This window comes from Chitinophagaceae bacterium, assembly GCA_016713085.1.
In the GTDB taxonomy this organism is placed as follows: Bacteria; Bacteroidota; Bacteroidia; order Chitinophagales; family Chitinophagaceae; genus Lacibacter.
Genome location: JADJPV010000001.1, coordinates 1,355,653 through 1,380,000 on the forward strand (window position 1 = coordinate 1,355,653; position 24,348 = coordinate 1,380,000).

The following is a 24,348-nucleotide window of genomic DNA, read 5'->3' on the forward strand; positions in this document are numbered from 1 at the left end:
ATGAACTGGTATTTACTTATAGGCATTGGCATCAGTATTCTGTTTGTAGGTTTTTTTGCCGGACTGCAAACAGCCTTCGGTTCACTGAACCGTTTTTCTGTTGAACTCAAGAAAAAGCAGGGTCTTGCAAGTGGCCGTATTCTCAGTGGTTTTATTGAAGAACAAAGTCGTTTTATAGGTGCAGTGCTGGTAGGCATTAACCTGGCGCTTGTAATTTTTGTATTAATGGCCACCCGTTTTTTTGATCCGCTCTGGAAAAAAATGCCACTGGTTATTCAAAATTCATCACTGCGGATCATTGTAGAAATCCTGATCACTGCCTTCATCATTTTACTCGTTCAGGTTATTTTCAAAGCTACCTTCCGTGCAAGGAGTAATTCATTGCTTTCTTTTTGGCAAGGATCACTGGTTTTTTTCAACAGTCTTCTGTCGCCCGTTTCCTCCCTGTTTGTAAACATTGCTGAATGGATTTTGAAATATTTGTTTGATGTAAGGGTCAATGAAAAAAGAAGCCTTCAGCCGTGTGGACCTGGAACATTTTATTCAGCAAACTAAAGACAACAATGAAGAATCGCAGGATCTGAATACAGAACTGTTTGAAAATGCCTTATCATTACCCGGTGTAAAAGTGCGTGAATGTTTAATTCCACGTAAAGAAATCATTGGAGTAGAAGCCGGCATATCTATCAGCGGCCTCACAAAAAAATTCGTTGAAACCAAGTTGAGTAAGTTGATTGTTTATGAAGGAAATATTGATACGATTCTTGGCTATGCACATCATTTAGACCTGTTTCGTAAACCGACAGATATTAAATCGATCTTATTACCTATTCCTGCAGTACCTGAAAGTATGGGTGTTACCGATCTCATCAATCAGTTTGCGAAAGAGCGCAAAAGCATTGCCTGGGTGGTGGATGAATTTGGCGGTACCAGCGGTATTGTTACCATGGAAGATTTGCTGGAAGAAATTTTTGGTGAAATACAGGACGAATATGACATTGAAGAATTTGTAGAAAAAGAACTGGCCGAAGGTGAATATATTTTCAGTGGCCGCCTGGAACTGGATTATCTCTCAGAAATAAGGCAAAAGAGCGGATCATTATTGACAACTACGAATTTGATATTCTTTCTGTAAACGACACCCGGATTGAAACAGTAAAAATGAAAGTACTGCACTAACAGCAGGCAGTTTTATCAACCAGTTACAATCTTCTCAGCCCGTTTATAAAAACTCCGCTTACATACGAAATCTTTATTATACCTTCTATTTCCAAAACCAAATTTTCATTTATGAAGCAAAAGATTGCATTCGCTTGTACGGCAGCCTGCCTGTTGTATGGAGCAGAAACATTTGCACAGGCTAAACCTGCAGCAGCACCGGCAGCAGACAGCACAAAGAAAGCCCCACCAAAAGCTAATGTGGCCGACAAAGTAAAAACAAGTAAAAAACATGCGGGTTTGTTCACGCTTTACCAGGATACGGTAACAGGAAGTGTACTGATGTATGTGCGGAAAGATCAGCTCAACAAAGATTTTATTTATCAGAGTTTTTCTCTTGCGGGCCCTTCCAGTTTATTCCTGCACCAGAGTATGCACCGTGCAAACCTGGTATTTAAAATGAAAAAGCAGTATGATAAGATTGAGTTCTCAATGGAGAATACTTCCTTTTATTATGATCCCAAAAATGCAGTAAGCAAAGCAAGTGATTTGCCGGAAGCTGTTTTTTTTGTAGACAAATTCAGTGTGGAAGATTCAACCGGATATCTTATCAGTGTTGATGGTTTATTCCTGAGTGATAAACTCGATCCGGTTAAGCCAATCATGTCGCCAATGCTCCCTCCCGGTGCAGTATTTAATCTCGGTGGTTACAATCCAACCAAAAGCAAATACGCCAACATCCGTTCATATCCCAACAACAGTGATGTAGTTGTTGACCTGGCTTATGATAATCCAATGCCATTCAATGGTGGCGGAAAAGATATTACGGATGCCCGTTATGTGCGTGTAAAATTGCAGCACTCTTTTCTTGAAGTGCCTGTGAATGATTATAAACCAAGATTGGATGATCCACGTATTGGATATTTTACACAGGAAGTTGATGATCTTACATCAAACGAAATCACCAACTACCGTGATCAGATTAACCGCTGGCATTTAAAGAAGAAAGATCCTTCTGCTGCTTTAAGTGAGCCGGTTGAACCCATTACTTTTTGGGTAGAAAATACAACTCCCGTTGAATACCGCAATATTATAAAAGCTGCCGGCGAACGCTGGAACGAAGCCTTTGAAAAAGCAGGCTTCAAAAATGCGGTAGTGATGAAAATCATGCCTGATGATGCCACATGGGATCCTGCTGATATCCGTTATAATGTGATCCGCTGGATCTCTTCTCCTTATCCGCAATACGGAGCCATCGGACCAAGTTTTGTAAACCCAAGAACTGGACAGATTCTTGGAAGTGATATCTCTATTGAGTGGGCTTCCGGTGCAGAAACTCCGTTCTTAGATGTTACTGAAGCCGATAATGCAGGTTATTCTGCTAATGATCAGGCTATGCAAATGGTTCCTGCGCATATGCGTAAACATTGGGCTGCCTGTACAATTGGTAACGAATTGGCGATGCAATATATGGCAGGTTCAACATTGATCACTACCAGTGCAACAGATGGTGGAACAGAAGAAGTAAGACTTGCACATGAGCAGTTCATTTATTATCTCATCTTACATGAAATGGGCCATACCCTTGGCTTGAACCATAACATGAAGGCCAGCCAGATGCTGAGCCCAACTGAAGTGCATAATAAAGCCATCACACAAAAATTAGGTTTGCAGGGTTCTGTAATGGATTACCCATCAGTTAACATTAACAGCGACAGAAGCAAACAAGGTGATTATTACACTATGAAACCAGGTCCGTATGATTTATGGGCCATTGAATATGGTTATCGTGAATTTCCGGCAGGGCAGGAACAAAGCAGCCTGAATGCATTGTTGCGCCGCAGCCATGAGCCATACCTTGCTTTTGGTAACGATGCAGATGATATGCGCAGCCCCGGTAATGGTATTGATCCAAGGGTGATGGTGAACGATATGAGTAATGATATGATTACTTATGGCGAAGACCGTTTCAAATTTGTAAACAGTGCCATGAGTAAACTGGTAACCAAATATTCGAAAGGCGATAAATCATACCAGGAAATTCAGATCCGCTATTCAGTATTAAATGGCCAGCGTTTTCAAATGGCGAATGCCGTGAGCCGTTATATTGGCGGTGTGCAGGTAGACAGAAGTTTCCCCGGTCAAAACCCCGGCAGTAAACCTTTTGTAATTACTCCTGTTGACTATCAGAAAAAAGCAATGGCTTTTTTAGCAAAGAATGTATTTGCTCCAACTGCTTTTGATGCAGACATACAGGTATTGCCTTATTTGCAAATGCAGCGTCGTGGTTTTAATTTCTTCGGATCTCCTGAAGATCCCAAGCATACCTCTGTTGTACAGAATTTTCATACAAATATTCTTGCACAACTGCTGAACCCAACAACCCTTCGTCGTATCAACAACAGTGCTTTGTATGGTAATACATATACAGTAGCGGATGTTATGAACGATTTAACCACCGCACTTTTTAAAGCAGATATTGGAGGTGCTGTAAATATCTACCGTCAGAATCTGCAAAGTGAATTTGTAAAAGGCGCTATTAACATTGTTGAATCTAAAACAGGGTTCGATAATGCTTCAAAAAGCGGTGCATATAATACGTTGAAGAAAATCAGAACTATGCTGGCAACAGCGGCTTCGCCCAACGAAAGTACAAGGGCTCACCGTGGAATGCTCATCTTTATGATTGATAAAGCATTGGCAACAAAATAGTTTTCAACTGGTTGAAAAGGAAAGGCTGTCTCAAAATGAGACAGCCTTTTTTTGTTGGCAGAGTCTTCTTTTTTTGCTCATTTTTTTCGGGTTACATTTGCAGCTGAAACTAATAACAGTGGCAGAAGAAACAGAATCAGAACGCAGGTCAATTTTTAAACGCATCCGTGGCAAGTCAACCGGTGAGGAAAAAGCAGAAATGACTTTTATTGATCACCTGGAAGAACTGCGCTGGCATGTGATCCGTTCTTTGATTGCAATTGCTACTGGAGCAATCGTTGTAGGTTTTAATATTAACTACGTGGTTGACAGGATCTTTATGGGACCAATTCATAAGGAATTCATCTCCTACAAATGGCTTTGTCAGATGGGCAACTGGATTCATGTACCCGATTTGTGCATGACCAATTTCAGCCTGCGTTTCCAGAGTAATTCTTTTTCAGAGCAATTCCTAATGACATTTACTATTGCGTTTACTGTCGGTTTTATTGTTGCTTTTCCGTATGTATTTTGGGAAATATGGAAGTTTGTAAGACCTGCACTCAGTGAAAAAGAAAAAAAAGGAACAACAGGTGTTATTGCCTGGATTTCCATTCTGTTTTTTCTTGGAGTTGCTTTCGGGTATTTCATTCTTACCCCGTTCATGGTTTATTTCTATTCTACTTATAGCATCAGTCCGCTCATTGATCTTAAACCAACCATCAGTGATTATTTTGAAAATCTTGTTTACTTAACGGTAGGTATTGGTTTATTGTTTCAGCTTCCGGTTGTAGTAATGCTGCTTACTAGAGTAGGAATCCTTACACCTCAAACCTTGAAGAAAGTAAGAAAGTTTGCTTTTATTGTAATCATTATTCTTGCGGCCATTATTACACCATCAACAGATCCTTTCAGCCTGGCATTGGTTACTATTCCTCTCTATACATTGTATGAGTTCAGTATTTTCATGAGCATGCGTATTAACCGCAAACAGGCAAAAAGGATGAGGAAGAATGGAGTTGAGGGGAAAGCCTGTAGTTGGTAGACGATAGTTATTAGCCGGTACCAGAAAGTGAACTATTGGGAGTGGTGTTTTCTTTTTATAATTTAAGGCTGTAAAAAATTGCTATGCCTGGTTATAAAACACTTCTCGCTTATCAAAAAGCGAAACAGGTTGCTGATGAAATCTTTCTTGTTTCAAAAACTTTTCCTCAGGAAGAAAAATACAGTCTTACTGATCAGATAAGAAGAAGCTCAAGATCAGTTTGCGCCTGCATAAGTGAAGCATACAGAAAAAGAAAATACCCCGCACATTTTGTAAGTAAGCTAACAGATTCAGATATGGAAAATGGTGAAACTGAAGTATGGCTTGACTTTGCAAAAGATTGCAATTATCTGGCTGTTGAAAAGCATACCCGGCTTTATTCATTAAACGAAGAGGTCGCTAAGCTTTTGGCTTACATGATCAATCACCCTGAAAAATTTCTGTAGGGCTGCTGCCTTTTACTAACAACTTAAGACTACCGGCTATCGGCTATTGACTCATTTTTATATGCTAACTTTGAATCCTTAACGTTCAACCACAAAACATTCCGTTATGCAAAGTCCTTTTGATATGAGCAAACCCGTTGCCATTGGTTGTGATCATGCAGGGTTTGACTACAAAGAAGATTTGATTTCGTTTTTAGAAGGCAAAGGAATTGCTTTCAAAGATTTTGGCACCTATTCAACTGACTCTGTTGATTATGCCGACTTTGCCCACCCTGTTGCCAGTGCTGTTGAAAAAGGGGAAGCCGCTTTTGGGATTTTACTCTGCGGCAGTGCCAATGGTGTTGCAATTACAGCTAACAAACACCAGGGCATACGTGCTGCTATTTGCTGGGGCGAAGAACTGGCACAGTTATCAAGAGGACATAATAATGCCAATGTAATTTGTATCCCTGCCCGTTTTGTTCGTGAGGGTGATGCAGAAAAAATGGTTGATACTTTTATGACAACTGAGTTTGAAGGTGGCCGCCATGACAGAAGAGTACAAAAAATTGCCTGTTCGTAACAGGACAGATCAATTTTATACCATTTATATAACTATCCCGCTTACGGCGGGATTTTATTTTATATTCGGCACATCAAAAAAATAAATAATGAGGAACTATTTACTACTTGCATTGCTGCTGATTTAAAAACCCATCTCTACATTCTGGCTGATCCGGCTATGGAAGGAAGAGAAACAGGTACAGCAGGACAACGAAAAGCAGCTGAGTATCTCAAACAGGAATTTAAACGTATTGGAATTGCTCCGGCTAATAACGGAAACTATGAACAGTTCTATCCATTATACAAAGACACATTGCTGGATGCTTCTGTAAACATTGGCGGTAACAGCTACCTGTTTGGAAAAGATTTTACTGCAATGACCAATAACATCATCACAACAAAACAGTTTTTCAGTGAAGTGGTGTATATGAGTAAGATTGATACGACCACAGATATCAGGGGTAAAGCAGTTGTCATCGTTGCAAAAGGCGGCACACAGCTTCCTGCTCAAAATGAAATCTTTAACTTATACAGCCGTCAGCCTGCTGGCATGTTGTTTGTGCAGAGTAATATTGACAAACAACCATCAGCCCGCAGTGGCAGAGTTTCATTGAACTTATATAAAGCAAGACAATCACCACTTGTTGCCCGTATTTCGGAAGCAATGGGCGAAGCGATTCTGAAAGCTGATTATGCAAAAGCAAAAGAACAAACTCTGGAAACAAAAACAGTTGCAACTGAACTGATGCTTTCGTTCAACAAAGAAAGTCTGGTGTCGTCTGCATCCAATGTGCTGGGCATGATTGAAGGAACAGATAAAAAAGATGAGTGGGTGATTATATCTGCACACTACGATCATATTGGTATTACAAATGGTAAAGTAAATCCCGGTGCTGATGATGATGGCAGCGGTACTGTTGGTGTACTTGAACTGGCAGAAGCATTTGCCAAAGCAAAAGCAGCTGGTAAAGGATCACGCAGAAATATTTTATTTATTCTTGTGAGTGGAGAAGAAAAAGGATTGTGGGGAAGTGAATACTACAGCAACCATCCTGTTTATCCGTTAGAAAAAACATCGATTGATCTGAACATTGATATGATTGGAAGAAAAGATGATAATATCAAATCACTCGACACCAACAATCATGTGTACTTAATTGGCGATGATAAACTGAGCAGTGATTTGCCAAACATGGTTGACAGTATCAATAACCTCTACATCAAAATTATTACCGACAGAAAATACAACGATCCGAAAGATCCCAACCGTTTATACTACCGCAGCGATCATTATAATTTTGCAGCAAAGGGAGTTCCTATTTTATTTTTCTTTGATGGTATACATAAGGATTATCACAAACCATCTGATACTCCTGATAAGATCAATTACGATCTGCATGAAAAAAGAACAAGACTTGTTTTCTTTCTTGCATGGGAAGCAGCCAACAGAAATGAAATGATGAAGAGAGATATACCGCTGAATGTGCCGGCGAGATAAAAGGAACCCCCTAACCCCCGCCTGTGCGTCGGGCAGGCCCTGAAGGGGGAATAAGAAAATCCCAACTGTTGTGCAGTTGGGATTTTTTATTTGTCAACCCGTAGCATTGCTGTTGGATGCAGCAATAAATTTTCCTTTTGTTTGTGTGACTGATGTACCGGGATCGATAATGATGCGGTTGCTTTTGTATGCATTATAAAATTCTGTGTGAGTGGTTATGAACTGAACAGATAATTTATCGAGTTGCTCTTTTAAGAGTTTATCGGTTTTTATAAACAGATTGCTGAGATCTTTTGTATAGGCCGAGCGCAGACTGATTGCATTGCGTGGTGATGATATTGCTGCTGTATAGTTTGTTATAGCTGTGCTGAATGATGTAAGAACTGCTGCTGTAATTCCGTAGGGTGCCAATGCTGCGAGGTTTGCATTGGCAGCACTATGAATGTTTAAGCAGGTGGGTACTATAAGATCATCTTTAATACGGAGCAGTTTACGGGCGCTGAATTTTACCTGCTCTTTTAATGTGTTATTGGCAATAGAAGATGCGTAAGCAAAGACTGCATTTGCAATATTGGAAGCCTGCTGTGCCAATGTTTCTTTGTGTTTTGCTTTATCGGCGGTGATACCGGAGATAACCTGTATTTCGAGCTGGGCTGTGGTGAGAATGGACGCAATATTTGTATTGAGGCTGGTGATTGCTGTTTGGAAAGCAGGAATTGCAGCGATAACTGCGGGGTTATTGTTACAGTGCTTTGCGACTGCTCTGTACATGTTGAGCTTTGCTTCATTTATTTTGTTCATTTGTTTTTAGTTAACAGGTGTTTCAATAAATGTGAACGCTAATTTAGAAGGAATAACAGCTGTTGTCAATTCCCTGTTCATGGTATTGGGACATGTAGTATAGCTTGCGGAAGGTTCAATGCTTCCTGCGCATTCGATGATGTCTCCTGCGGAGTTTATAATATGACATGACGTCAATGAATTGGGCTTTGACGTAGTTGAAATGGCAAATGACGCACCCACTTTTGCGAATGACGCTGTTATATTGGCGAATGACGCTCCTACATTTGCGTATGACGCAGTTGAAATGGCGAATGACGCACTCACTTTTGCCAATGACGCTGCTCTGTTAGTGAATGACGCACCCACTTTTGCATATGACGCAGTTGTATTTGTCTTTGTCACTACAATATTTGCTAATGACAGGGTTAAAATTGACCAAGACGAGCTGAAATGGATTGTTTTGGGGCTGTGGATGAGTGTTTCTGTTATTGTGGCAGGAAATTGTCTGAACCCCCGCCGAAGAATTGTCTGAACCATGATTTTTAGGATTTTAAGGATTCATAAGATGGGATTGTTACCTGGTGTGGCCGCCTGGAGCGGCGTGACCTGACGAGCGCTTGCGAAAAAGGTTTTGCCGGGGAGGCGGGAAGGGAGAAAGAAAAAGCAGATGGAGCTAAACTGATTTAGTTTTGCTTGGTAGTGCGGCTTGCCCCGTATTGCGGGGGTGAGTGAGGCAGCAGCGCATAAAATCAATTGCTGAGACTCGCTTGAGAAAGAAAATGACGACTTTTAATAAAAACTTCCGCCAACACCTGATCGTTGCAATGAACCAAATAAAGAGCATGCGTAACATACCATTATTCTTTTTATTTATCAGCTTTGGTTGTAACCAATCAAATCGGAACGCTAAATACAATGCTCTTTTAAGCTCTGTCGACACATCTAATACAATTGTTTCAAAAAATATTTCGATTGTTCCTGATACTTCTAATCAGAATATATATGACTTTATGAAAATTATGGTTAACGATCAAAAATTGAACTTGAACTATGGCTTGTCAATTGAACCTGAGTTTGGTTGTGATTTATCAGGTGATGATATCTCCTTTTTAAACACTTTACTTATTGAGCCCGAAAAACAGGAGATAAAAGCAGATACAGGTGACTGGCAAAACATAACAATAACAAATAGTTCCTTTGAACTAAAAAAGTGCTTAACTCCAGCAGATATTAAATCAATGCTGGAGCAAAAGAGAATATTACCAACTTTTAAATGGAACAATTCACGACTTGGTTTTGATATGGCAAATAATAAAAACTGGTATTGTTTTTCAATTCCTCTTTTTTCGAAGGATAAGAAAAAGGTAGTTATGATGGTTAGAGATCTGTGTCAGGGTTTATGCGGTACGGGGCGGACAATTTTATTCGTAAAAGAAAACAGCAAATGGGTTTCGCAAACCGGAGGACAGTGGATACACTAAATGTTGAGGGCAGTCGCTTGTGTTTTATGCAAGCCGGGTTGAACAAACAATATTGAGCATTAGTTTTTAACTTCATTAAAACATTTTCAATCAGCAGTGGCAAGGGCAGACGGAATTCTAATTCCCAACCTGCATAAAGCCCTCTGCGTTGGCTGCCATAAATTATGACTTTCTCCTTAAATAACAATCAAGAAATCATTAGCAGAGACATTGCATTAGACATGTTAATTTCTGTATTTCCTGATTTAAAGGAGCAGTGGAAGAACTATTTAGCAGAAGAGTACAAAAATTATAATGAAGAGCGACTAGACTATATTGACATCGGAATAGTCATCGATTATATTGTTGAAAAGAAGAAATCAAACGAGACCAAAGGATTCGACGACTTCTTCATCCGAGTGGAAAACATTTTGACTTCAGGTGACAGTTATACAATGGAACTAACAATTATCGGGCTTCTTGAAGGCATTCAGAATGTTTGCGGATCTGAAGTAAACTATTATGATGGCTTTGATGAATGGCTAAAACCAAAAACAAAAAAGGTATGGCTTGAACTCATTGAGTTTTGGGAAGGCAAAAGCTCTAAATTGATTTAATAAGATCTTTTAATCATAGGTATGCCATACTTTGAAAGTATGGCATACCTGTTTGAAGCTGTTTCATATACTGGTGTTTTTTTATCTTTACTTATGCAAGATGTCTGACGTCTTAAGGACGTCCTGACATCGCCTCCGCATTTTGAAGTGCAGGTGTCTTTTTTGTTTAGGTTGAAATTTTTGATGTTGAATAGATAGTTTATTTAGCTTAGCAGGACGGGGAGTGAGGCAGCCAGCGCACAAAACCTTTGCCGAGACTCGCCTGAGAACCAAACGTTAACTGCAATTTGTCAAAGATTTAAAAATATAAAATGAAAGTAATTCTGATTGTTTATTCATTCTTTTTTTTTGCCGTATCATCCAAATCCCAGATCATTGACAACAAAAATTATTATGACTATAGCAGTAGTTCAGGCAGCATTAATTGGCTTCGACCCAGTGATGCTGTTCCAGTAATCATTGACCAATTGCTGAAAAAAAATATAGCTTATCACACCATCAGCATTGGAGATTTAATAGAAATCAACGACAGTGCAAAAATTGTTTCTACAGTATCTTTTGAACTAAATGGCAAAAGGTATGGCTTCATATTTGAAACATCTCATTCAATACCAATAAATCCGAAACACCGAGACTTTCTGAAAAATGACACGCAAATAACATTTCAAACCGAATTTGATATAGATGGTAATTTTAAGTCTTCAAAAGAAATCAACCCCTTGCCAAAAAATATTTTTCTGCTCAAAGAAGATTGTTACTGGTATCAATATGGCGATAATAAGAATAATCCCGTCTCAAAGGATGTAATACAACAAATCCTTCGTCAAGACATTGATGAATATTTGAAGAGAATTTAAACTGCGCCCAATAAAAGGTTTTGTGCAATTGGGGCATGATGTTGAAACAATCATCAGCAATACCTGCCCGTAACACTGTTATACTTTAAAATTTGAAATAAATCAAGATGAAGTTATTTGACCAAACATTTTTACTTCGTTTAGCTGTTGCAATTATTTTAATTATGCATAGTGTTCCAGGAATGTTTAACAATGGTATAAATGAATTTGGCAAATTCTACTTAAACGAAGCTGGATTTTCTCCAATAGGTGTTCCGGTTGCATGGATAATAAAACTATCGCATGTCATTTGCGCTATCTTATTACTAATAAATAAGTTTATTAAACCTGCTGGAATTGTGACAATCTTAATTTTAATTGCCGGAATATTTATGGTTCATTTAAAAGAAGGTTGGTATGTTGTTGGCGGTGGACGAAATGGAATTGAGTTTAATTTTCTGCTAATATTCGTACTCTTAACAATCATATTCCCCAGTGGTTTTAAAAGCAAGATCCGCTAACATGAACTATGTAAAAAACCTCTTCCCCTACAGGTCTACATTAAAAACAAATGATCAATAAAAAATTTCTCAGGCGGGTGTTGGTTCAGATACAGTGTTTAGCCGCCTGACTTGAGTAAAGGCTAATCATAGGTATGCCATACTTTGAAAGTATGGCATACCTGTTTTGAAGCTGCTTCATTTACAGGTGTTTTCAACTTTACCTGTGCAAGATGTCTGAAGTCTTAAGAACGTCCTGCTGAGAAAAGATATACACGTACAAGAGAGCGACGCAACAAAAGCCTGATAGTAGCACCGGCTTCTGTAACAAAAAATATTCAAGCCGTTTTACAAAACAGGCTGTATAAAAAAAGCCCCGATGTTTCAACCGGGGCCTTTGTTTTATGCAAAGAATAGTATGAGTAATTGTCCCGCTATAATTCTCAGAATCATTGTGAGCGGATAAACAGTTGCGTAATTAATAGAAGCCACTTCATTTTTTGCCAGCTGTGATGAAAAGGCAAGTGCAGGAGGATCGGTACTTGCACCGGAAAGAATACCGCATATTTCGAAATAGGTTTTCCTGAAACCGTAGTGGGCAATTAAGCCTACCACTAATAAAGGAACCATTGTAACGGTAAGACCCATTCCAATCCACATCCATGCATTACCACCTTCGAATGCAGTGTGCAGATTAGCACCGCTGCTTAAACCAACACTGGCAAGGAAGAGGGTGATCCCTAATTCACGCAGCATTAGGTTGGCACTGTAGGTTGTAAACTGGTTGAGATAAAGTTTGTTTCCATAACGGCTGAGCAGCAAAGCAATAATTAACGGTCCGCCTGCCAAACCAATTTTAACCGGCACGGGCATGTTAAAGAAAAACATGGGGATGCTTCCGAGAACAACACCGAGGATAATTCCAAAAAAGATAGGAGCCAGATCGGGAACATCGAGACGTTTCATTTCATTACCCACTGCTTTGGTAACAGCTTCAATTCCATCTTTTGTACCAACTACTTTCAGGTTATCGCCCAGCTGTAAAATAATATCGCCATGAGGCACCATTTCCACACCGGCCCTGTTGAGTCTTGTTAATGTAAAGTCGTGCTGATGAAGTGCAGAAAGATCGCCTAATCTTTTATGTGTTACACCGGCCTGTGTAACAGTAATAATCCTGGAGATCAATTCACTTTGAGGTGCTTCTTTGAGATCCATGTTACTTTCTTCACCCACAATCAGTTTCAGCATTTGAATCTGTTCTTTGTGTGCAACAATTAAAAGCACATCGCCTTCATGTAAAACTGTTTGAGGTGTTGGTGTACTGATTTCGCCCGACTGAAAAATTCTTGAAACTACAATGGGATCTTTCAACAGTTCAAATACTTCACGCAGTTGCTTTCCAAAGAGCTGTTTGTTTTCGAGTTTGAGATGAACGGATACGGGACGGTTTGATTTCATTGCATCGAGCTTGCGGTGAAGCTCTCTTTCTTTATCAAGATTAACCCTGAAAATTACTTTGAGTAAAAGAATTGATCCGATAATACCAAACACACCGAAGGGATATACCAATGCGTAAGCAAGTGTAATCATGGATGATGTTTCGGCAGGCAACTGCAGATCTTTTGCTGCTGCCTGTGCAGCACCCATTCCGGGAGTATTGGTAACAGCACCACTCATGATACCCGTTAAAGTAGGCATGGGTGTTCCGGAAAAATAGAAGAAGAGAATAACAATTGTTACACCAAGAAGTACAACTGATGCAGCAAGTCCGTTGGTGACGATTGCATTTTTTTTCAGTGATGCAAAAAAACCGGGACCAACCTGTAAGCCAATTGTATACACAAAGAGGATTAATCCAAACTCACGCAGAAAATGTTCTGTTTCTTTATTTACATGGATGCCTGCATAAGAAATTGCAAGCCCCATAAAGAGAACCCATGTAACGCCGAGTGAAATTCCAAAAATCTTTAACCGTCCAAGCCATACCCCCACTGCAATCACCAATCCAAAGATGATAACTGTTTGAGGGATGCTTTCTTCTGTAATTAATTTGATTAGCCAGTCTATATTCATATATCAGAAATAAAGTGCAAAAGTAGAAGTGAATACTGAGTTACCGGCTAACGAAAATCATCCTTTCAACTTTCATTGAACAGGAATTTGAACTTTTTAGCCTGAGATTATTTGTCTTTCACCAGCATTGTCTTCGTCCATTGGTCGTGCCACATCGTTGTTCCTGAGAAGCCGCTGAGAAATTCAAAAGGAACAAAACGAATGAGCGTTCGTATAAATGCTTTGCCATAAGAGATAGGTTCGCCTGCTTCTGTAACAACTTTTGTTTTAGTGATGAGCTTGCCTAATGTTTTTCCATTTGAGCCTTCAAGCAATGAATAATAAAGAATGATTACAGCAAAATAAAGAAAAAGGAAAAAGAGCTGAATTCCGCCTCCACTCATTCTCCCGCCGGTTTCTGATGTTGCAAAAGCAGCCAATCCAAGAATAACACCAAGAATCATCATTACAATATAAAAGGCAATAACATCAATTATGCAGTTTAAAAACCGTTGCCCTGCACTTGCATACTGAAATGATGGTTCTGTAAATTCATTCAGCAGATTATTTTGTGTTTCCATAAAATGTGAGTTTGTTTTATAAAGCTTCAAATTAATAAACAAATTCCGTATTAAATTTCTGTTGAATAAAAAAACCGCTGCTGATGCAACGGCTTTTTATTTACTGATTATTTTTCATTACCATCCAAGTATCCATGCAAAGATGAGCGGCGCAACAATGGTAGCATCGCTTTCAACAATGAACTTGGGTGTATTGATATCTAATTTACCCCAGGTAATTTTTTCATTCGGCACTGCACCGCTGTATGAACCATAAGAAGTGGTTGAATCAGAGATCTGGCAGAAATAACTCCAGAAAGGAACATCGTGCCATTCAAGATCCTGGTACATCATCGGCACCACACAGATTGGAAAGTCGCCTGCAATACCGCCGCCAATCTGGAAAAAGCCAACACCTTTGCCTGCACTGTTTGCCCTGTACCACTCAGTAAGCCATACCATATATTCAATACCGCTTTTAACCGTACTTGCTTTTAATTCGCCTTTAATAACATAGCTGGCAAAGATGTTACCGGTTGTACTGTCTTCCCAACCCGGAACAACAATGGGAATATTTTTTTCAGCAGCTGCAATGATCCAGCTGTTCTTTGGATCAATTTCATAATACTGTTCCAGTTCTCCGCTTAATACTGTTTTATATAAAAATTCATGCGGGAAATAACGTTCGCCTTTTGCTTCGGCTTCATTCCACTTTTTCACTAAATGTTTTTGTAAACGGCGGAAGGCTTCTTCCTCGGGAATGCAGGTATCTGTAACACGGTTGAAATGATTTTCCAGCAGATCCCACTCATCCTGTGGGGTAAGATCACGGTAATTGGGTACACGTTTGTAATGACTGTGTGCAACAAGGTTCATCACATCTTCTTCGAGGTTGGCACCTGTACAACTGATAATCTGTACCTTATCCTGGCGGATCATTTCAGCAAGGCTCAACCCCAGCTCGGCTGTACTCATGGCACCTCCAAGAGTGATCATCATTTTACCACCTTCGTTCAAATGTGTTTCATATCCTTTTGCTGCGTCAACCAATGCCGCTGCATTAAAGTGGCGGTAATGATGCTGTACAAATTGTGAAACCGGACCTTTGCTCATGTTCTTCGTTTTTAATATTGAGCAGCAAAAGTAAATATTTAAACCATTGTATTGAGTTGCTGTTTTAAGCAGCGCAGCGTTTTTCAACAAAAAGCCCCAAACGGTTAAGTTGGGGCTGTCCAAAACAATCTATCTGCAGGTGTTTATCGTTTTTTCTTTTTTTCGAGTTTCAATGCTTCTCCTGTGCTGGAAAGACTGTAGGTAATCTTTGCTTTTTCATTTTCTGTTTTCACCAGGTAATAAAAAACACCTTCCTTGCTGACTTCCTCAACACTTACAATTTTTGCCTGGGTTGAAAGCTCTTCCAGCTTCTTTGCTGCGAGTAATGTCATTTGCCTTGGTTTCACATACCGCTGAACGGCTTTAAATTCACCATTCTCTGAGTACCAGGCACGCATCGTTTCATTGTTCAGTTTAAATGTTACAACGTACAGGTCTTCAACACTTGTCCACTGCGGATCGGTTGCGCCGGCGAATTCTTTTTCAAATGCTGCTGTTGCTTTGGCATTTTCAGCAGGAGAGGGCGATGCCCATGTGCTTACAGCGATGACAACTGCAGCGAATAATACAAACATCTTTTTCATAAATAAATTTTTAAGGTTTAATGAATCATGATTTTCAACAACTGAAAACCGAATGATGCAGTAAAACTATTTTTTCAGGAACTGCTGTGCAAGTGAATCATGACAAAAGGCTGTTAACATGCCGGTCATATTGATGAGCGGATGCAACATTTGTAACAGTATGTTGCAAAAAAATAAAAAATCAATAGGGCAAAGGGTTTCAGACTGTCTTAAGAAAATGATAAAAGTCGATTGACTAAATGAGTGGCAAAACCAGTAGTGATAAGCGGAGAAGAGGAAAGCCTTAATCTGCTGTTTTACAATTCTGCAGCCAGTCTTTTATTCCCAGCACAATTTTATCAGCCATTTGTTTTCTGTACTCCGGTGTAAGTACATTCATTTCATCTTCAGGGTTGCTGACGAATAACGCTTCAACCAAAACATTCGGGCATTCGGTTATTCCATTTAAGATAAAATTGAAATTACCCACGTTGCCGAACTCCTTTAATCCCATGCCCAGCATCTGTGAAAGGATTGTTTGTGTTAGCGGGCGATAGCCGATGTATTTATAATAGGTGCTTACACCTTTTATGCGGATGGGATCGGTTGCACTGTTTAAATGAATGCTCAAAAGCAGATCAGGATTTTTTTCTTTGTAGAAACTAAGCCTATCATGATTATCATAAGTGGTATCTTTTGTTCTTGTCATGATTACGGTTGCACCTTCTGCTTCCAGTGCCTGCTGCAATTCTTTTGCAATGAGCAGGGTCATGTCTTTTTCCATTACACCGGTTAATCCAAATGCGCCTTTGTTGGTACCGCCATGACCTGCATCAACAGCTATCACAAGGTTGTTTAATGAAAGTTCCTGCGGTTGACGTTTTACCCGGATGACCAAATTGTTTCCATTGTAATAGATGCTGTGGCCCCAATGCTGTGCATGATTTAATTCAATGCTGATACGAAATACATCTTCATCAATTTGAGTGGAGTAAATGTTTTTGATTTCTTTTACTGAACTCATCTGTGTTAACCAGTTGGTATTAGATGTTGCTCCAAATACATCTACAATAATTTTTGATGGATTGATTTCCTGAATTGCCTGGTAAGGTAAACGATCGTATAAAATCAGTGATACATAATCAAATGTACTGTCGCCCCACACTCGCATGCTGCTTGTAAGCGATGCCGGAGAAAAACTTCCATTCTGTATTACATCAACATATTCCTCTTCAATATATGCCTGCCTGTTTTTACTCAGCTGCACACAATACTTATTCCCCACTTTACTTACTGCATACAATTTCACCAGTGAATCGAGATATCCCATTTTTGCTCCGCCTAATCGATCTTCCCCGAGTCCAAGTAACAAAAATGGAAGCTTCCCTTTTGTCTGTAAGATCAATGGCTGAGTCATCAGTGCAAATACATTTTTGGTTGATACTTCAATCAGCTGCTCATCCTTTGTCTGAATAACTGCTTTCAGTTTTGCTTTTATTTCTGTAAACAAAGCGTCTTTTTCTTTTACAACATATTCGCCCCTGTAAATACCCCTGATGCCGGTTGAATCTTTTACCGGAACTTCTGTCAACTCAAATCCATTCTCTAATTTTACTACAGAGCCAGGTAAGGTTTTGATGGTCATCTTTAAACGGTCACCAGCCTTCAGTAACAAATCGCCCTGTGGTTCAATGCGCCAATACTCCACATTACTTGTTGTTACTTCTTTTTCTTTTGCAGGAAGCTGGTAATTATAAAACAGTTTCTGTGTTACTTTAAATCCTTTTGGGTCAACTGCAACTATTTGAAAAACGGTATCGCCAACGCTTAGATTTACTTCTGCTGCAAATGCACCGGTGCCCCACACTTTTACTTCTGCATCATTGATGGTTAAGCGGCATTCTTTACAGGTTGTTCCTTTAATAAACTGTCGTGATGCTGTTACACTATTCTGTGTTTTAGCCGGGCTAACCAGTTTAAGAAATACAGATTGGGCATTTGTATAACCAATCATTAATAAACCGGAGAAAAATAAGATCAGTTTCATCATGCTTTGTTTAAATAAAAAATCCTTTGCAAATTATGCAAAGGATTTTCAAATCAGCTATTTCAATATTAAAGTGGATATTTCCCGTCGCTGCGAAGCTTTGCTGTTATTCTTCTTCTTGCTTCTTTACTGTTAAATGGTTCCACTTTGGTAAACCGTTTTAATCCCAACAGCATCATCCTGTGCTCATCGCCATCTGCAAACGCATTGATTGCATCTTTACCAAACTTGTTGATCCTGTCTGCTGCATCATATAGATAGGTACGCATAATGTCCAGTTCAAACTGGCAGGCAGCTTCCCCTTTCTGTTCAACCATTTTGGCTGCACGTAACAAAGCACTTTCAGCATTAAAGGTATTTATAGCCATATCTGCAATGTTCATCAGTACTTCCTGCTCCTGTTCAATCTTCATCATCAGTTTCTGCACAGCAGCACCTGCTGTCATCATAATTGCTTTTTTGAAATTGGCAACTGCTTTAAATTCCTTTGCAAAAGGAGTTTCATCATCATTACCAAAATCAGGAATACTCATCAGTTCTTTCTGCACAGCCATTGCCGGGCCCATAATATCCAAGCGTCCTTTCATGGCACGCTTCAATACCATATCAACAGTTAACAAACGGTTGATTTCATTGGTGCCTTCATAAATACGGTTGATGCGGCTGTCCCTGTATGCTCTTGAAATTTCATACTCATCACTGAAGCCATTACCTCCATGAACCTGTACACCTTCATCCACCACATAATCCAGCACTTCACTTCCATCCACTTTCAACATGGCACATTCAATGGCAAATTCTTCAGCAGCACCAAGTAGTGCTTCGTTGAATGGTTTTCCTGCTGCCAGTAATTCATGCTCTTTTTCATCGATCCATTTGGCAGTTCTGTACAAAGCACTTTCATCAACCCAGATACGGGTTGCCATTTCTGCAATTTTATATTGCATTGCCACGAAATTGATGATGGGCGTTTTGAATTGTTCACGGGTCATTGCATAAGTCAATGCAATATTCAATGAACGTTTAGAACCGCCTAATGCAGCAGCAGCTAATTTCAACCGGCCAATATTTAAAATATTGAAAGCGATGATATGACCCTTTCCTTTTTCACCCAGTAAATTTTCAACAGGTACTTTACAATCCTGGAAATATAACTGAACAGTAGATGATCCTTTGATACCCATCTTATGTTCTTCCGGTCCCTGTGTAAAACCTTCCATTCCACGCTCAATGATAAAGCCTGTAAATTCTTTGCCGTCTATTTTGGCGAATACAGTATACACATCAGCAAAACCACCATTGGTGATCCAGCATTTCTGTCCGTTTAAAATATAATGTTTGCCATCTGCACTAAGCACAGCAGATGTTTTTGCGCCTAATGCATCACTGCCGCTGTTCGGTTCAGTTAAACCATAAGCACCTTTCCATTCACCTGTTGCAAGCTTTGGAATGTACTTTGCTTTTTGTTCTGGCGTGCCGAAATATAAAATAGGTAACAAGCCAATACCTGAATGCGCAGCTGCTGCTACAGAAAAAGAATAACCTCCGCCAACTCCTTCACTGATAAGAGTAGATGTTACAAAATCTTTTCCCAATCCGCCTAAGTCTTCAGGCGTAGAACTTCCCAGCAAACCTAACTCTCCAGCTTTTTTCAATAAAGAAGGCATCAACTCTTTGTCTTCCATTTTATCCAGCTTTGGAACAACCGGCAAAACTTCCGTTTCAAGAAAAGTTGCACACATTTCTTTTACCATGTGCTGTTCTTCATTAAAATCTTCAGGAATAAATGTTTCCTGCGGCGTGTTTGCTTTAATCAACCACTCGCCGCCTTTAAGTGTTGCAATCGTTGCGGTGCTCATAATAAGAGGTTTAAAAGTTATTGTTGTTTGTTGTTATGTATAATTCGGGAGCTTCTATTTCAGGTTATCATATACCACCTGTAATACTTCTTTACAGATATCGATCCTGTCGGCAGGAACTCCAATCAATGCTTCATTTAAAGTTGTGTTAGCCACAGTCATTGTTTCTTCTTCCAGTTGTTTTCCATGCTCTGTAAGAAATACCTGGTTAATGCGGCGATCGTTTTTACTGGCTACACGTTTTACGAGTTTCAGTTTTTCAAGATTATCAACCAGTCTTGTAATACTTGGTTTATCTCTGAAAGTGGCGTTGCATAAATCCTGTTGACTCTGTCCATCGTTCTTCCATAAATGATACAACACACTCCATTGCTCAACGGTAATTTCAATACCACTGTGTTTGAGATTTTTCTGCAAACGCCGTGCAATGGCCGTGCTGGCTTTGCCCGTCATGAAGCTGTATAACTCGCCTTTTTTAAATTGGTTGTTTGGCATATAGTTGTTTATGCAACTAAACAAATCTAAGGATTCTTTTTTTAAAAGCTATTATTTGTGAGAAGAAACTTTTGTTAAGGGCTGTCCTTAAACTCATTTTCATTGCTGAGGCTTTGGAGTTTATCTTTGATGCCCGATGGCTCAATTACACCGAAGCGATATACTCAACCTTTTTTCAAAACTAACCCCCCGGAGAGCCTGGAATTTCGGGAAGGTTTGGAGCAGCTACCAGTTAAGCCGGTTGCTGAACAAACCCATTCAATGGGGTTACCCGGTTTCTATTTCATTTGAGCCAACCACCAGCTGTAATCTTCGTTGCCCTGAATGCCCCAGTGGTCTGCGGGAGTTTACAAGGCCTACCGGTATGCTCCAAAAGAGTTTTTTTGAACAGACGATCGATGATATACATAAAGATCTGCTGTACCTCATTTTCTATTTTCAGGGTGAGCCTTACCTGAACCAGGATTTCTTAACGATGGTGAATTATGCATCTAAGAAAAAAATCTATACCGCCACTTCAACCAATGCTCATTATTTGACTGATGAAAAAGCAAAGCAGACTGTTGAAAGCGGGTTGGACCGTTTGATCATTTCCATTGATGGTACCACTCAGGATGTGTACCAGCAATACCGTGTTGGCGGACAGCTGAATAAAGTAATGGAAGGTGCTAAGAATATTGTGAAATGGAAAAAAGAACTGAACAGTAAAACACCGCTGGTTGTATTTCAGTTTTTGGTGGTAAAGCCAAATGAACATCAGCTGGAAGATGTAAAACAACTTGCGAAAGAAATTGGTGTGGACGATGTGTGGTTTAAAACTGCACAGATCTATGATTATGAAAATGATCCCAACCAGCTTATTCCAACACTGAATAAATACGGCCGCTATAAAAAAAATGCAGACGGGTCGTATGCACCCAAGAACAAACTGCAGAATCATTGCTGGAAACTGTGGCATGCCAATGTTATTACCTGGGACGGACTGGTAGTTCCCTGTTGCTTTGACAAAGATGCCATGCACCAGCTCGGTAATTTAAAAATGCAATCATTCAAACAGGTTTGGAACAACGATAATTATAAACAGTTTCGCAAAGAACTCATGACCAGCCGCAGGAATATTGACATCTGTGCCAATTGCAGCGAAGGGCTAAAAGTGTGGGAAGACTGATATTTGTACGATGTAACTATCTTTAGAAAATTCAGTGCTCCGTTTAATAATTCACCATTCAGTTTTTGTAATTTCAACCTATGGCATCCTTCAGCAACCGTTTACGTCAGGTTATTTTATTAGCCGTATTAATTGCACTGGGGTTTTTACTGGTAAAAGAATTGTATATTTTTTTGCCGGGCTTTTTTGGGTGCTGTTACCCTATACATACTCAGCCGTAAAAATTACATCTATCTCACACGTCAGAAGAAATGGAATAAAGGTTTAACAGCAACACTGTTTCTGCTTGGGTTCCTGGTGATTGTTGGATTTCCTGTTTACTACATTATTACATTACTGTCGCCAAAAATTACTGCCATATTCAGTCATACAGATGAAGTGGTTCAGGGATTGAAATCGGTTTCTGCGCAGGTAAGAGAATGGACAGGCCAGGAATTATTTTCTGACAGCAATGTTGCTGAACTTCAAAAAAGGATCGCTAATTTTTTCCCGGCTTTTTTAAACAGCACGGCCATGATCGTTTCCAATCTCTTTATGCTGCTGTTTGTTTATTTCTTTATGCTTACGAATGGAAAAGAAATGGAAGAGTCATTGGAATACTTCCTGCCCCTTCATGAAAAAAATATTGATATTCTTGGTAAAGAAACGATCAGTGTTGTAAGAGCAAACGCCATTGGTATTCCACTTATCTCGTTTATACAGGGCATCTTTGCCATTATCGGTTACTGGATTTTTGGCATCAATGAATTTGTGCTGTGGGGATTTATTACCGGTGTGTTCGCTTTCTTTCCGATTGTTGGAACAACCCTTATCTGGGCACCACTGGTTGTATTTCTTTTTTCACAGGGCCATACCGGTCAGGGAATCGGGTTGCTGATTTACAGTTTAGTAATAACCGGCAACGTTGATTACCTCGCCAGGATTACTCTCATGAAAAAAATGGGTGATGTGCATCCTCTTGTAACAGTGCTGGGTGTAATTGTTGGATTAAGCCTGTTTGGTTTCTGGGGATTCATCTTCGGGCCACTGCTGATCAGTTACTTCATGCTCATGTTTAAAATTTATTCCAGCGAGTTTGGGCCAATTTCTGCAGAGGAGAGTCCGCATAGGCATGGCAGCTAAGAGCTACGAGTTCAAAGGAGGGAAAAGAGATGAAAGAGTTTTCAACTCAATCATAAAAAGAATTTGATATGCTAATTGATGAGCTAACCAACATAGTGATTAATACCTGCATCAAAATACATTCAAGAGTTGGGCCGGGATGTTTTGAGAAAGTGTATGAAGAAATTCTATATTATGAATTGATAAAGCTGGGAGTTAAAGTTGAAAGACAGGTTTTGATGCCGCTTGACTACGAAGATCTGCATATCAAAAATGCTTATAAACTTGATTTATTAATTGATGACGAACTGATTGCAGAATTAAAATCTGTTTATCCGCTGCCTCCTGTTTATTTCAATCAACTGAAAACACATCTTTCTCTTCTCAACCTGAAACATGGAATGCTGATCAACTTTAAAGTTCCCTTAATGAAAGACGGCATTCACAGGGTGTTTAATAATAAAGGGAAAGAAGAGTTATAGCTCCTTCTCTTTTTCTCCTTCCCTCTCCCGATAGCTATCGGGATGAACTCTTAGTCCCGCATCTCCCTAATCCACTTACTGATCAACGCTACGCCTTCTTTATGAATCGTTCCTCTTCCAACTTCAGGCATGGCAAAACCGGGATCGGTTGTATTCATCCGGTAAACAAGAATTGATTTATTGGGAGAACCGGGCACAATATCATACGTAAGATTTCCTGCACCTCTTCCAGCGGCAACGGGAGTTTTAAATACACCCAATACCGTTTGATTGGTTTCATGAATATCTAAAAACAAACCCGATGTATTTCCGGGACCTGATTTGTTATGACAATGTCCGCAGTTAATATCTAAATAAGCTCTTGCTCTTTGCTCCAGTGTGCCGCTCTGTTCATTGTTCCAAATTGCATTGGCAGGAATGTTTGCTGATGGCAGATCAATCATGTTATGCTGCTGCCAGTACTGTAACTGATTTTGTTTCCCTGCGGCATAAGTATAATCACCGTTGAGATGTCTTACTGCTGGACCGATTGGCACAATGGTATCATTACGGTTATGACATCCTTTGCATTGCGGTTGATTGGGAACTACATAATTTATTTTTATATTTTTCCCGTTCGCATCAATGTATTCAACTGGAGTTATATCACCGATCGGTTCAAACACTGCTTCTGTTTGTTCTTTGTTCCAGATATATTGATAAGTATGCCAGCCATCCTGCATATTGGCTAATAATCTTGTTTCAATGATGCGTCTGCCCAGTTCAGGTTTACGTGTATCATGGAAATAATAAAAGTTTTTTATGAGCACGGTGCCCAATGGCATTTCGAATATTGCAGAATCATTGTAGTTAATTTTTTTACCGGCAGGCAGTTTAATGAATCTGGTTTTGACTGCATAATCCGTAAAGAGCGGAGTGTTGAGATCATACGGTACAATACCATCGGCAGGTTGCAGATCAGCCATTTTCCCGGCAAAGAAATTATACTCCGATAAATTTTCGTGAAACTGAAAATAGGGATCGGCTTTCTTTTCATTAAACGAGAAAGCGATCAGCATCAAAAAGAGTATAGAACTGATAACAACAAACTTCTTCATCTTACCTGTTAAATTTTAATTCAACTGCCGGAACAAATGGCAAGGTACAATCGTGTTTGGAAACATCACGGCTGATACGCTTGAATTTATTTTCTGCATCAAGATTGGCAAAGCTTTGATTCGTATTTGTGCGGATACAGATTTTCGCAGGGTTTTTCTGATCAATAATTCCATCGTACTGAATATGCGGAACATCTTTTCCAAACCTCAGTTTAAAACGGTACAGCTTCC

General features: G+C 39.6%; 21 protein-coding genes and 3 pseudogenes (1 of these 24 only partly in view). 14 read left to right on the plus strand and 10 right to left on the minus strand.

Annotation, left to right across the window (positions count from 1 at the left end):
* The 6 genes and pseudogenes from IPK31_06520 to IPK31_06545 all read left to right on the plus strand — a co-directional run bounded on the left by IPK31_06520 (position 1) and on the right by IPK31_06545 (position 7,381).
* Positions 1-1,179 (plus strand): annotated as a pseudogene (locus IPK31_06520) (HlyC/CorC family transporter).
* A 111-nt stretch (positions 1,180-1,290) separates the two neighbouring features.
* Complete coding sequence (locus IPK31_06525; GenBank protein ID MBK8087612.1) at positions 1,291-3,870, plus strand: zinc-dependent metalloprotease; 2,580 nt, start codon at positions 1,291-1,293, stop codon at positions 3,868-3,870.
* Positions 3,871-4,069: 199 nt separating this feature from the next.
* A pseudogene (gene tatC, locus IPK31_06530) lies at positions 4,070-4,872 on the plus strand (twin-arginine translocase subunit TatC).
* A gap of 105 nt (positions 4,873-4,977) precedes the next feature.
* Positions 4,978-5,340 carry a four helix bundle protein gene (locus IPK31_06535; protein ID MBK8087613.1) on the plus strand — a complete coding sequence of 121 codons (363 nt, stop codon included), beginning with the start codon at positions 4,978-4,980 and terminating at the stop codon, positions 5,338-5,340.
* Between the two features lie 124 nt (positions 5,341-5,464).
* Complete coding sequence (gene rpiB, locus IPK31_06540; GenBank protein MBK8087614.1) at positions 5,465-5,902, plus strand: ribose 5-phosphate isomerase B; 438 nt, start codon at positions 5,465-5,467, stop codon at positions 5,900-5,902.
* A gap of 159 nt (positions 5,903-6,061) precedes the next feature.
* Positions 6,062-7,381: a M28 family peptidase gene (locus IPK31_06545; protein MBK8087615.1), complete on the plus strand. Its 1,320-nt coding sequence runs from the start codon at positions 6,062-6,064 to the stop codon at positions 7,379-7,381.
* Between the two features lie 93 nt (positions 7,382-7,474).
* Here the strand turns inward: IPK31_06545 and IPK31_06550 are convergent, their stop codons facing one another.
* Positions 7,475-8,182, minus strand: coding sequence for a hypothetical protein (locus tag IPK31_06550; protein MBK8087616.1), 708 nt, complete (start codon positions 8,180-8,182; stop codon positions 7,475-7,477).
* A 202-nt stretch (positions 8,183-8,384) separates the two neighbouring features.
* Between IPK31_06550 and IPK31_06555 the strand changes: the two genes are divergently transcribed.
* The 5 genes from IPK31_06555 to IPK31_06575 all read left to right on the plus strand — a co-directional run bounded on the left by IPK31_06555 (position 8,385) and on the right by IPK31_06575 (position 11,598).
* Positions 8,385-8,696: a hypothetical protein gene (locus IPK31_06555; GenBank protein ID MBK8087617.1), complete on the plus strand. Its 312-nt coding sequence runs from the start codon at positions 8,385-8,387 to the stop codon at positions 8,694-8,696.
* A 235-nt stretch (positions 8,697-8,931) separates the two neighbouring features.
* The gene (locus IPK31_06560) at positions 8,932-9,645 is read left to right on the plus strand and encodes a hypothetical protein (protein ID MBK8087618.1); all 714 of its coding nucleotides are present in this window, start codon (positions 8,932-8,934) and stop codon (positions 9,643-9,645) included.
* A 164-nt stretch (positions 9,646-9,809) separates the two neighbouring features.
* On the plus strand, positions 9,810-10,241 hold the full coding sequence (locus IPK31_06565; protein MBK8087619.1) for a hypothetical protein: 432 nt from the start codon (positions 9,810-9,812) through the stop codon (positions 10,239-10,241).
* A gap of 311 nt (positions 10,242-10,552) precedes the next feature.
* The gene (locus tag IPK31_06570) at positions 10,553-11,098 is read left to right on the plus strand and encodes a hypothetical protein (protein ID MBK8087620.1); all 546 of its coding nucleotides are present in this window, start codon (positions 10,553-10,555) and stop codon (positions 11,096-11,098) included.
* Between the two features lie 107 nt (positions 11,099-11,205).
* Entirely contained in the window at positions 11,206-11,598 is a 393-nt protein-coding gene (locus IPK31_06575) for a DoxX family protein (GenBank protein MBK8087621.1), read from the plus strand.
* 381 nt (positions 11,599-11,979) lie between these two features.
* Here the strand turns inward: IPK31_06575 and IPK31_06580 are convergent, their stop codons facing one another.
* The 7 genes from IPK31_06580 to IPK31_06610 all read right to left on the minus strand — a co-directional run bounded on the left by IPK31_06580 (position 11,980) and on the right by IPK31_06610 (position 20,269).
* Positions 11,980-13,653, minus strand: coding sequence for a putative transporter (locus tag IPK31_06580; GenBank protein ID MBK8087622.1), 1,674 nt, complete (start codon positions 13,651-13,653; stop codon positions 11,980-11,982).
* A 107-nt stretch (positions 13,654-13,760) separates the two neighbouring features.
* On the minus strand, positions 13,761-14,213 hold the full coding sequence (locus IPK31_06585; GenBank protein MBK8087623.1) for an RDD family protein: 453 nt from the start codon (positions 14,211-14,213) through the stop codon (positions 13,761-13,763).
* Positions 14,214-14,330: 117 nt separating this feature from the next.
* Positions 14,331-15,305, minus strand: a complete 975-nt coding sequence (locus tag IPK31_06590; protein ID MBK8087624.1) for a deoxyhypusine synthase family protein — start codon at positions 15,303-15,305, stop codon at positions 14,331-14,333.
* Positions 15,306-15,448: 143 nt separating this feature from the next.
* Positions 15,449-15,889: a hypothetical protein gene (locus tag IPK31_06595; GenBank protein MBK8087625.1), complete on the minus strand. Its 441-nt coding sequence runs from the start codon at positions 15,887-15,889 to the stop codon at positions 15,449-15,451.
* A gap of 283 nt (positions 15,890-16,172) precedes the next feature.
* A complete protein-coding gene (locus IPK31_06600; GenBank protein ID MBK8087626.1) occupies positions 16,173-17,915 on the minus strand; it encodes an N-acetylmuramoyl-L-alanine amidase in 1,743 nt (580 codons plus the stop codon).
* A gap of 68 nt (positions 17,916-17,983) precedes the next feature.
* On the minus strand, positions 17,984-19,774 hold the full coding sequence (locus tag IPK31_06605; protein ID MBK8087627.1) for an acyl-CoA dehydrogenase family protein: 1,791 nt from the start codon (positions 19,772-19,774) through the stop codon (positions 17,984-17,986).
* Between the two features lie 54 nt (positions 19,775-19,828).
* Entirely contained in the window at positions 19,829-20,269 is a 441-nt protein-coding gene (locus IPK31_06610) for a winged helix-turn-helix transcriptional regulator (protein ID MBK8087628.1), read from the minus strand.
* A gap of 136 nt (positions 20,270-20,405) precedes the next feature.
* On the opposite strand from IPK31_06610, the gene IPK31_06615 reads away from it, so the two are divergent.
* From IPK31_06615 to IPK31_06625, 3 genes and pseudogenes are all read left to right on the plus strand, one after another.
* Positions 20,406-21,437, plus strand: coding sequence for an SPASM domain-containing protein (locus tag IPK31_06615; GenBank protein ID MBK8087629.1), 1,032 nt, complete (start codon positions 20,406-20,408; stop codon positions 21,435-21,437).
* Positions 21,438-21,517: 80 nt separating this feature from the next.
* Positions 21,518-22,559, plus strand: a pseudogene (locus IPK31_06620) (AI-2E family transporter).
* 68 nt (positions 22,560-22,627) lie between these two features.
* Positions 22,628-23,020, plus strand: a complete 393-nt coding sequence (locus tag IPK31_06625) for a GxxExxY protein (GenBank protein ID MBK8087630.1) — start codon at positions 22,628-22,630, stop codon at positions 23,018-23,020.
* A gap of 50 nt (positions 23,021-23,070) precedes the next feature.
* On the opposite strand, the gene IPK31_06630 is transcribed toward IPK31_06625, so the two are convergent.
* Together IPK31_06630 and IPK31_06635 are read right to left on the minus strand one after the other, a co-directional pair.
* Positions 23,071-24,117, minus strand: a complete 1,047-nt coding sequence (locus IPK31_06630; protein MBK8087631.1) for a hypothetical protein — start codon at positions 24,115-24,117, stop codon at positions 23,071-23,073.
* A 1-nt stretch (position 24,118) separates the two neighbouring features.
* A protein-coding gene (locus tag IPK31_06635; protein ID MBK8087632.1) for a right-handed parallel beta-helix repeat-containing protein crosses the window boundary here: on the minus strand, positions 24,119-24,348 show its end. Its footprint extends 880 nt past the window's final position; 230 of the gene's 1,110 nt are visible here — the last part of the coding sequence; the start codon falls outside the window, past its right edge; the stop codon is at positions 24,119-24,121.

Bases quoted from the DNA above. Each gene is read 5' to 3' on its own strand.
- IPK31_06525 (MBK8087612.1), top strand. From the start codon at position 1,291: ATGAAGCAAAAGATTGCATTCGCTTGTACGGCAGCCTGCCTGTTGTAT.
- IPK31_06535 (MBK8087613.1), top strand. From the start codon at position 4,978: ATGCCTGGTTATAAAACACTTCTCGCTTATCAAAAAGCGAAACAGGTT.
- rpiB (MBK8087614.1), top strand. From the start codon at position 5,465: ATGAGCAAACCCGTTGCCATTGGTTGTGATCATGCAGGGTTTGACTAC.
- IPK31_06545 (MBK8087615.1), top strand. From the start codon at position 6,062: ATGGAAGGAAGAGAAACAGGTACAGCAGGACAACGAAAAGCAGCTGAG.
- IPK31_06550 (MBK8087616.1), bottom strand. From the start codon at position 8,182: ATGAACAAAATAAATGAAGCAAAGCTCAACATGTACAGAGCAGTCGCA.
- IPK31_06555 (MBK8087617.1), top strand. From the start codon at position 8,385: ATGGCAAATGACGCACCCACTTTTGCGAATGACGCTGTTATATTGGCG.
- IPK31_06565 (MBK8087619.1), top strand. From the start codon at position 9,810: ATGACTTTCTCCTTAAATAACAATCAAGAAATCATTAGCAGAGACATT.
- IPK31_06570 (MBK8087620.1), top strand. From the start codon at position 10,553: ATGAAAGTAATTCTGATTGTTTATTCATTCTTTTTTTTTGCCGTATCA.
- IPK31_06575 (MBK8087621.1), top strand. From the start codon at position 11,206: ATGAAGTTATTTGACCAAACATTTTTACTTCGTTTAGCTGTTGCAATT.
- IPK31_06580 (MBK8087622.1), bottom strand. From the start codon at position 13,653: ATGAATATAGACTGGCTAATCAAATTAATTACAGAAGAAAGCATCCCT.
- IPK31_06585 (MBK8087623.1), bottom strand. From the start codon at position 14,213: ATGGAAACACAAAATAATCTGCTGAATGAATTTACAGAACCATCATTT.
- IPK31_06590 (MBK8087624.1), bottom strand. From the start codon at position 15,305: ATGAGCAAAGGTCCGGTTTCACAATTTGTACAGCATCATTACCGCCAC.
- IPK31_06595 (MBK8087625.1), bottom strand. From the start codon at position 15,889: ATGAAAAAGATGTTTGTATTATTCGCTGCAGTTGTCATCGCTGTAAGC.
- IPK31_06600 (MBK8087626.1), bottom strand. From the start codon at position 17,915: ATGAAACTGATCTTATTTTTCTCCGGTTTATTAATGATTGGTTATACA.
- IPK31_06605 (MBK8087627.1), bottom strand. From the start codon at position 19,774: ATGAGCACCGCAACGATTGCAACACTTAAAGGCGGCGAGTGGTTGATT.
- IPK31_06610 (MBK8087628.1), bottom strand. From the start codon at position 20,269: ATGCCAAACAACCAATTTAAAAAAGGCGAGTTATACAGCTTCATGACG.
- IPK31_06615 (MBK8087629.1), top strand. From the start codon at position 20,406: ATGGCTCAATTACACCGAAGCGATATACTCAACCTTTTTTCAAAACTA.
- IPK31_06625 (MBK8087630.1), top strand. From the start codon at position 22,628: ATGCTAATTGATGAGCTAACCAACATAGTGATTAATACCTGCATCAAA.
- IPK31_06630 (MBK8087631.1), bottom strand. From the start codon at position 24,117: ATGAAGAAGTTTGTTGTTATCAGTTCTATACTCTTTTTGATGCTGATC.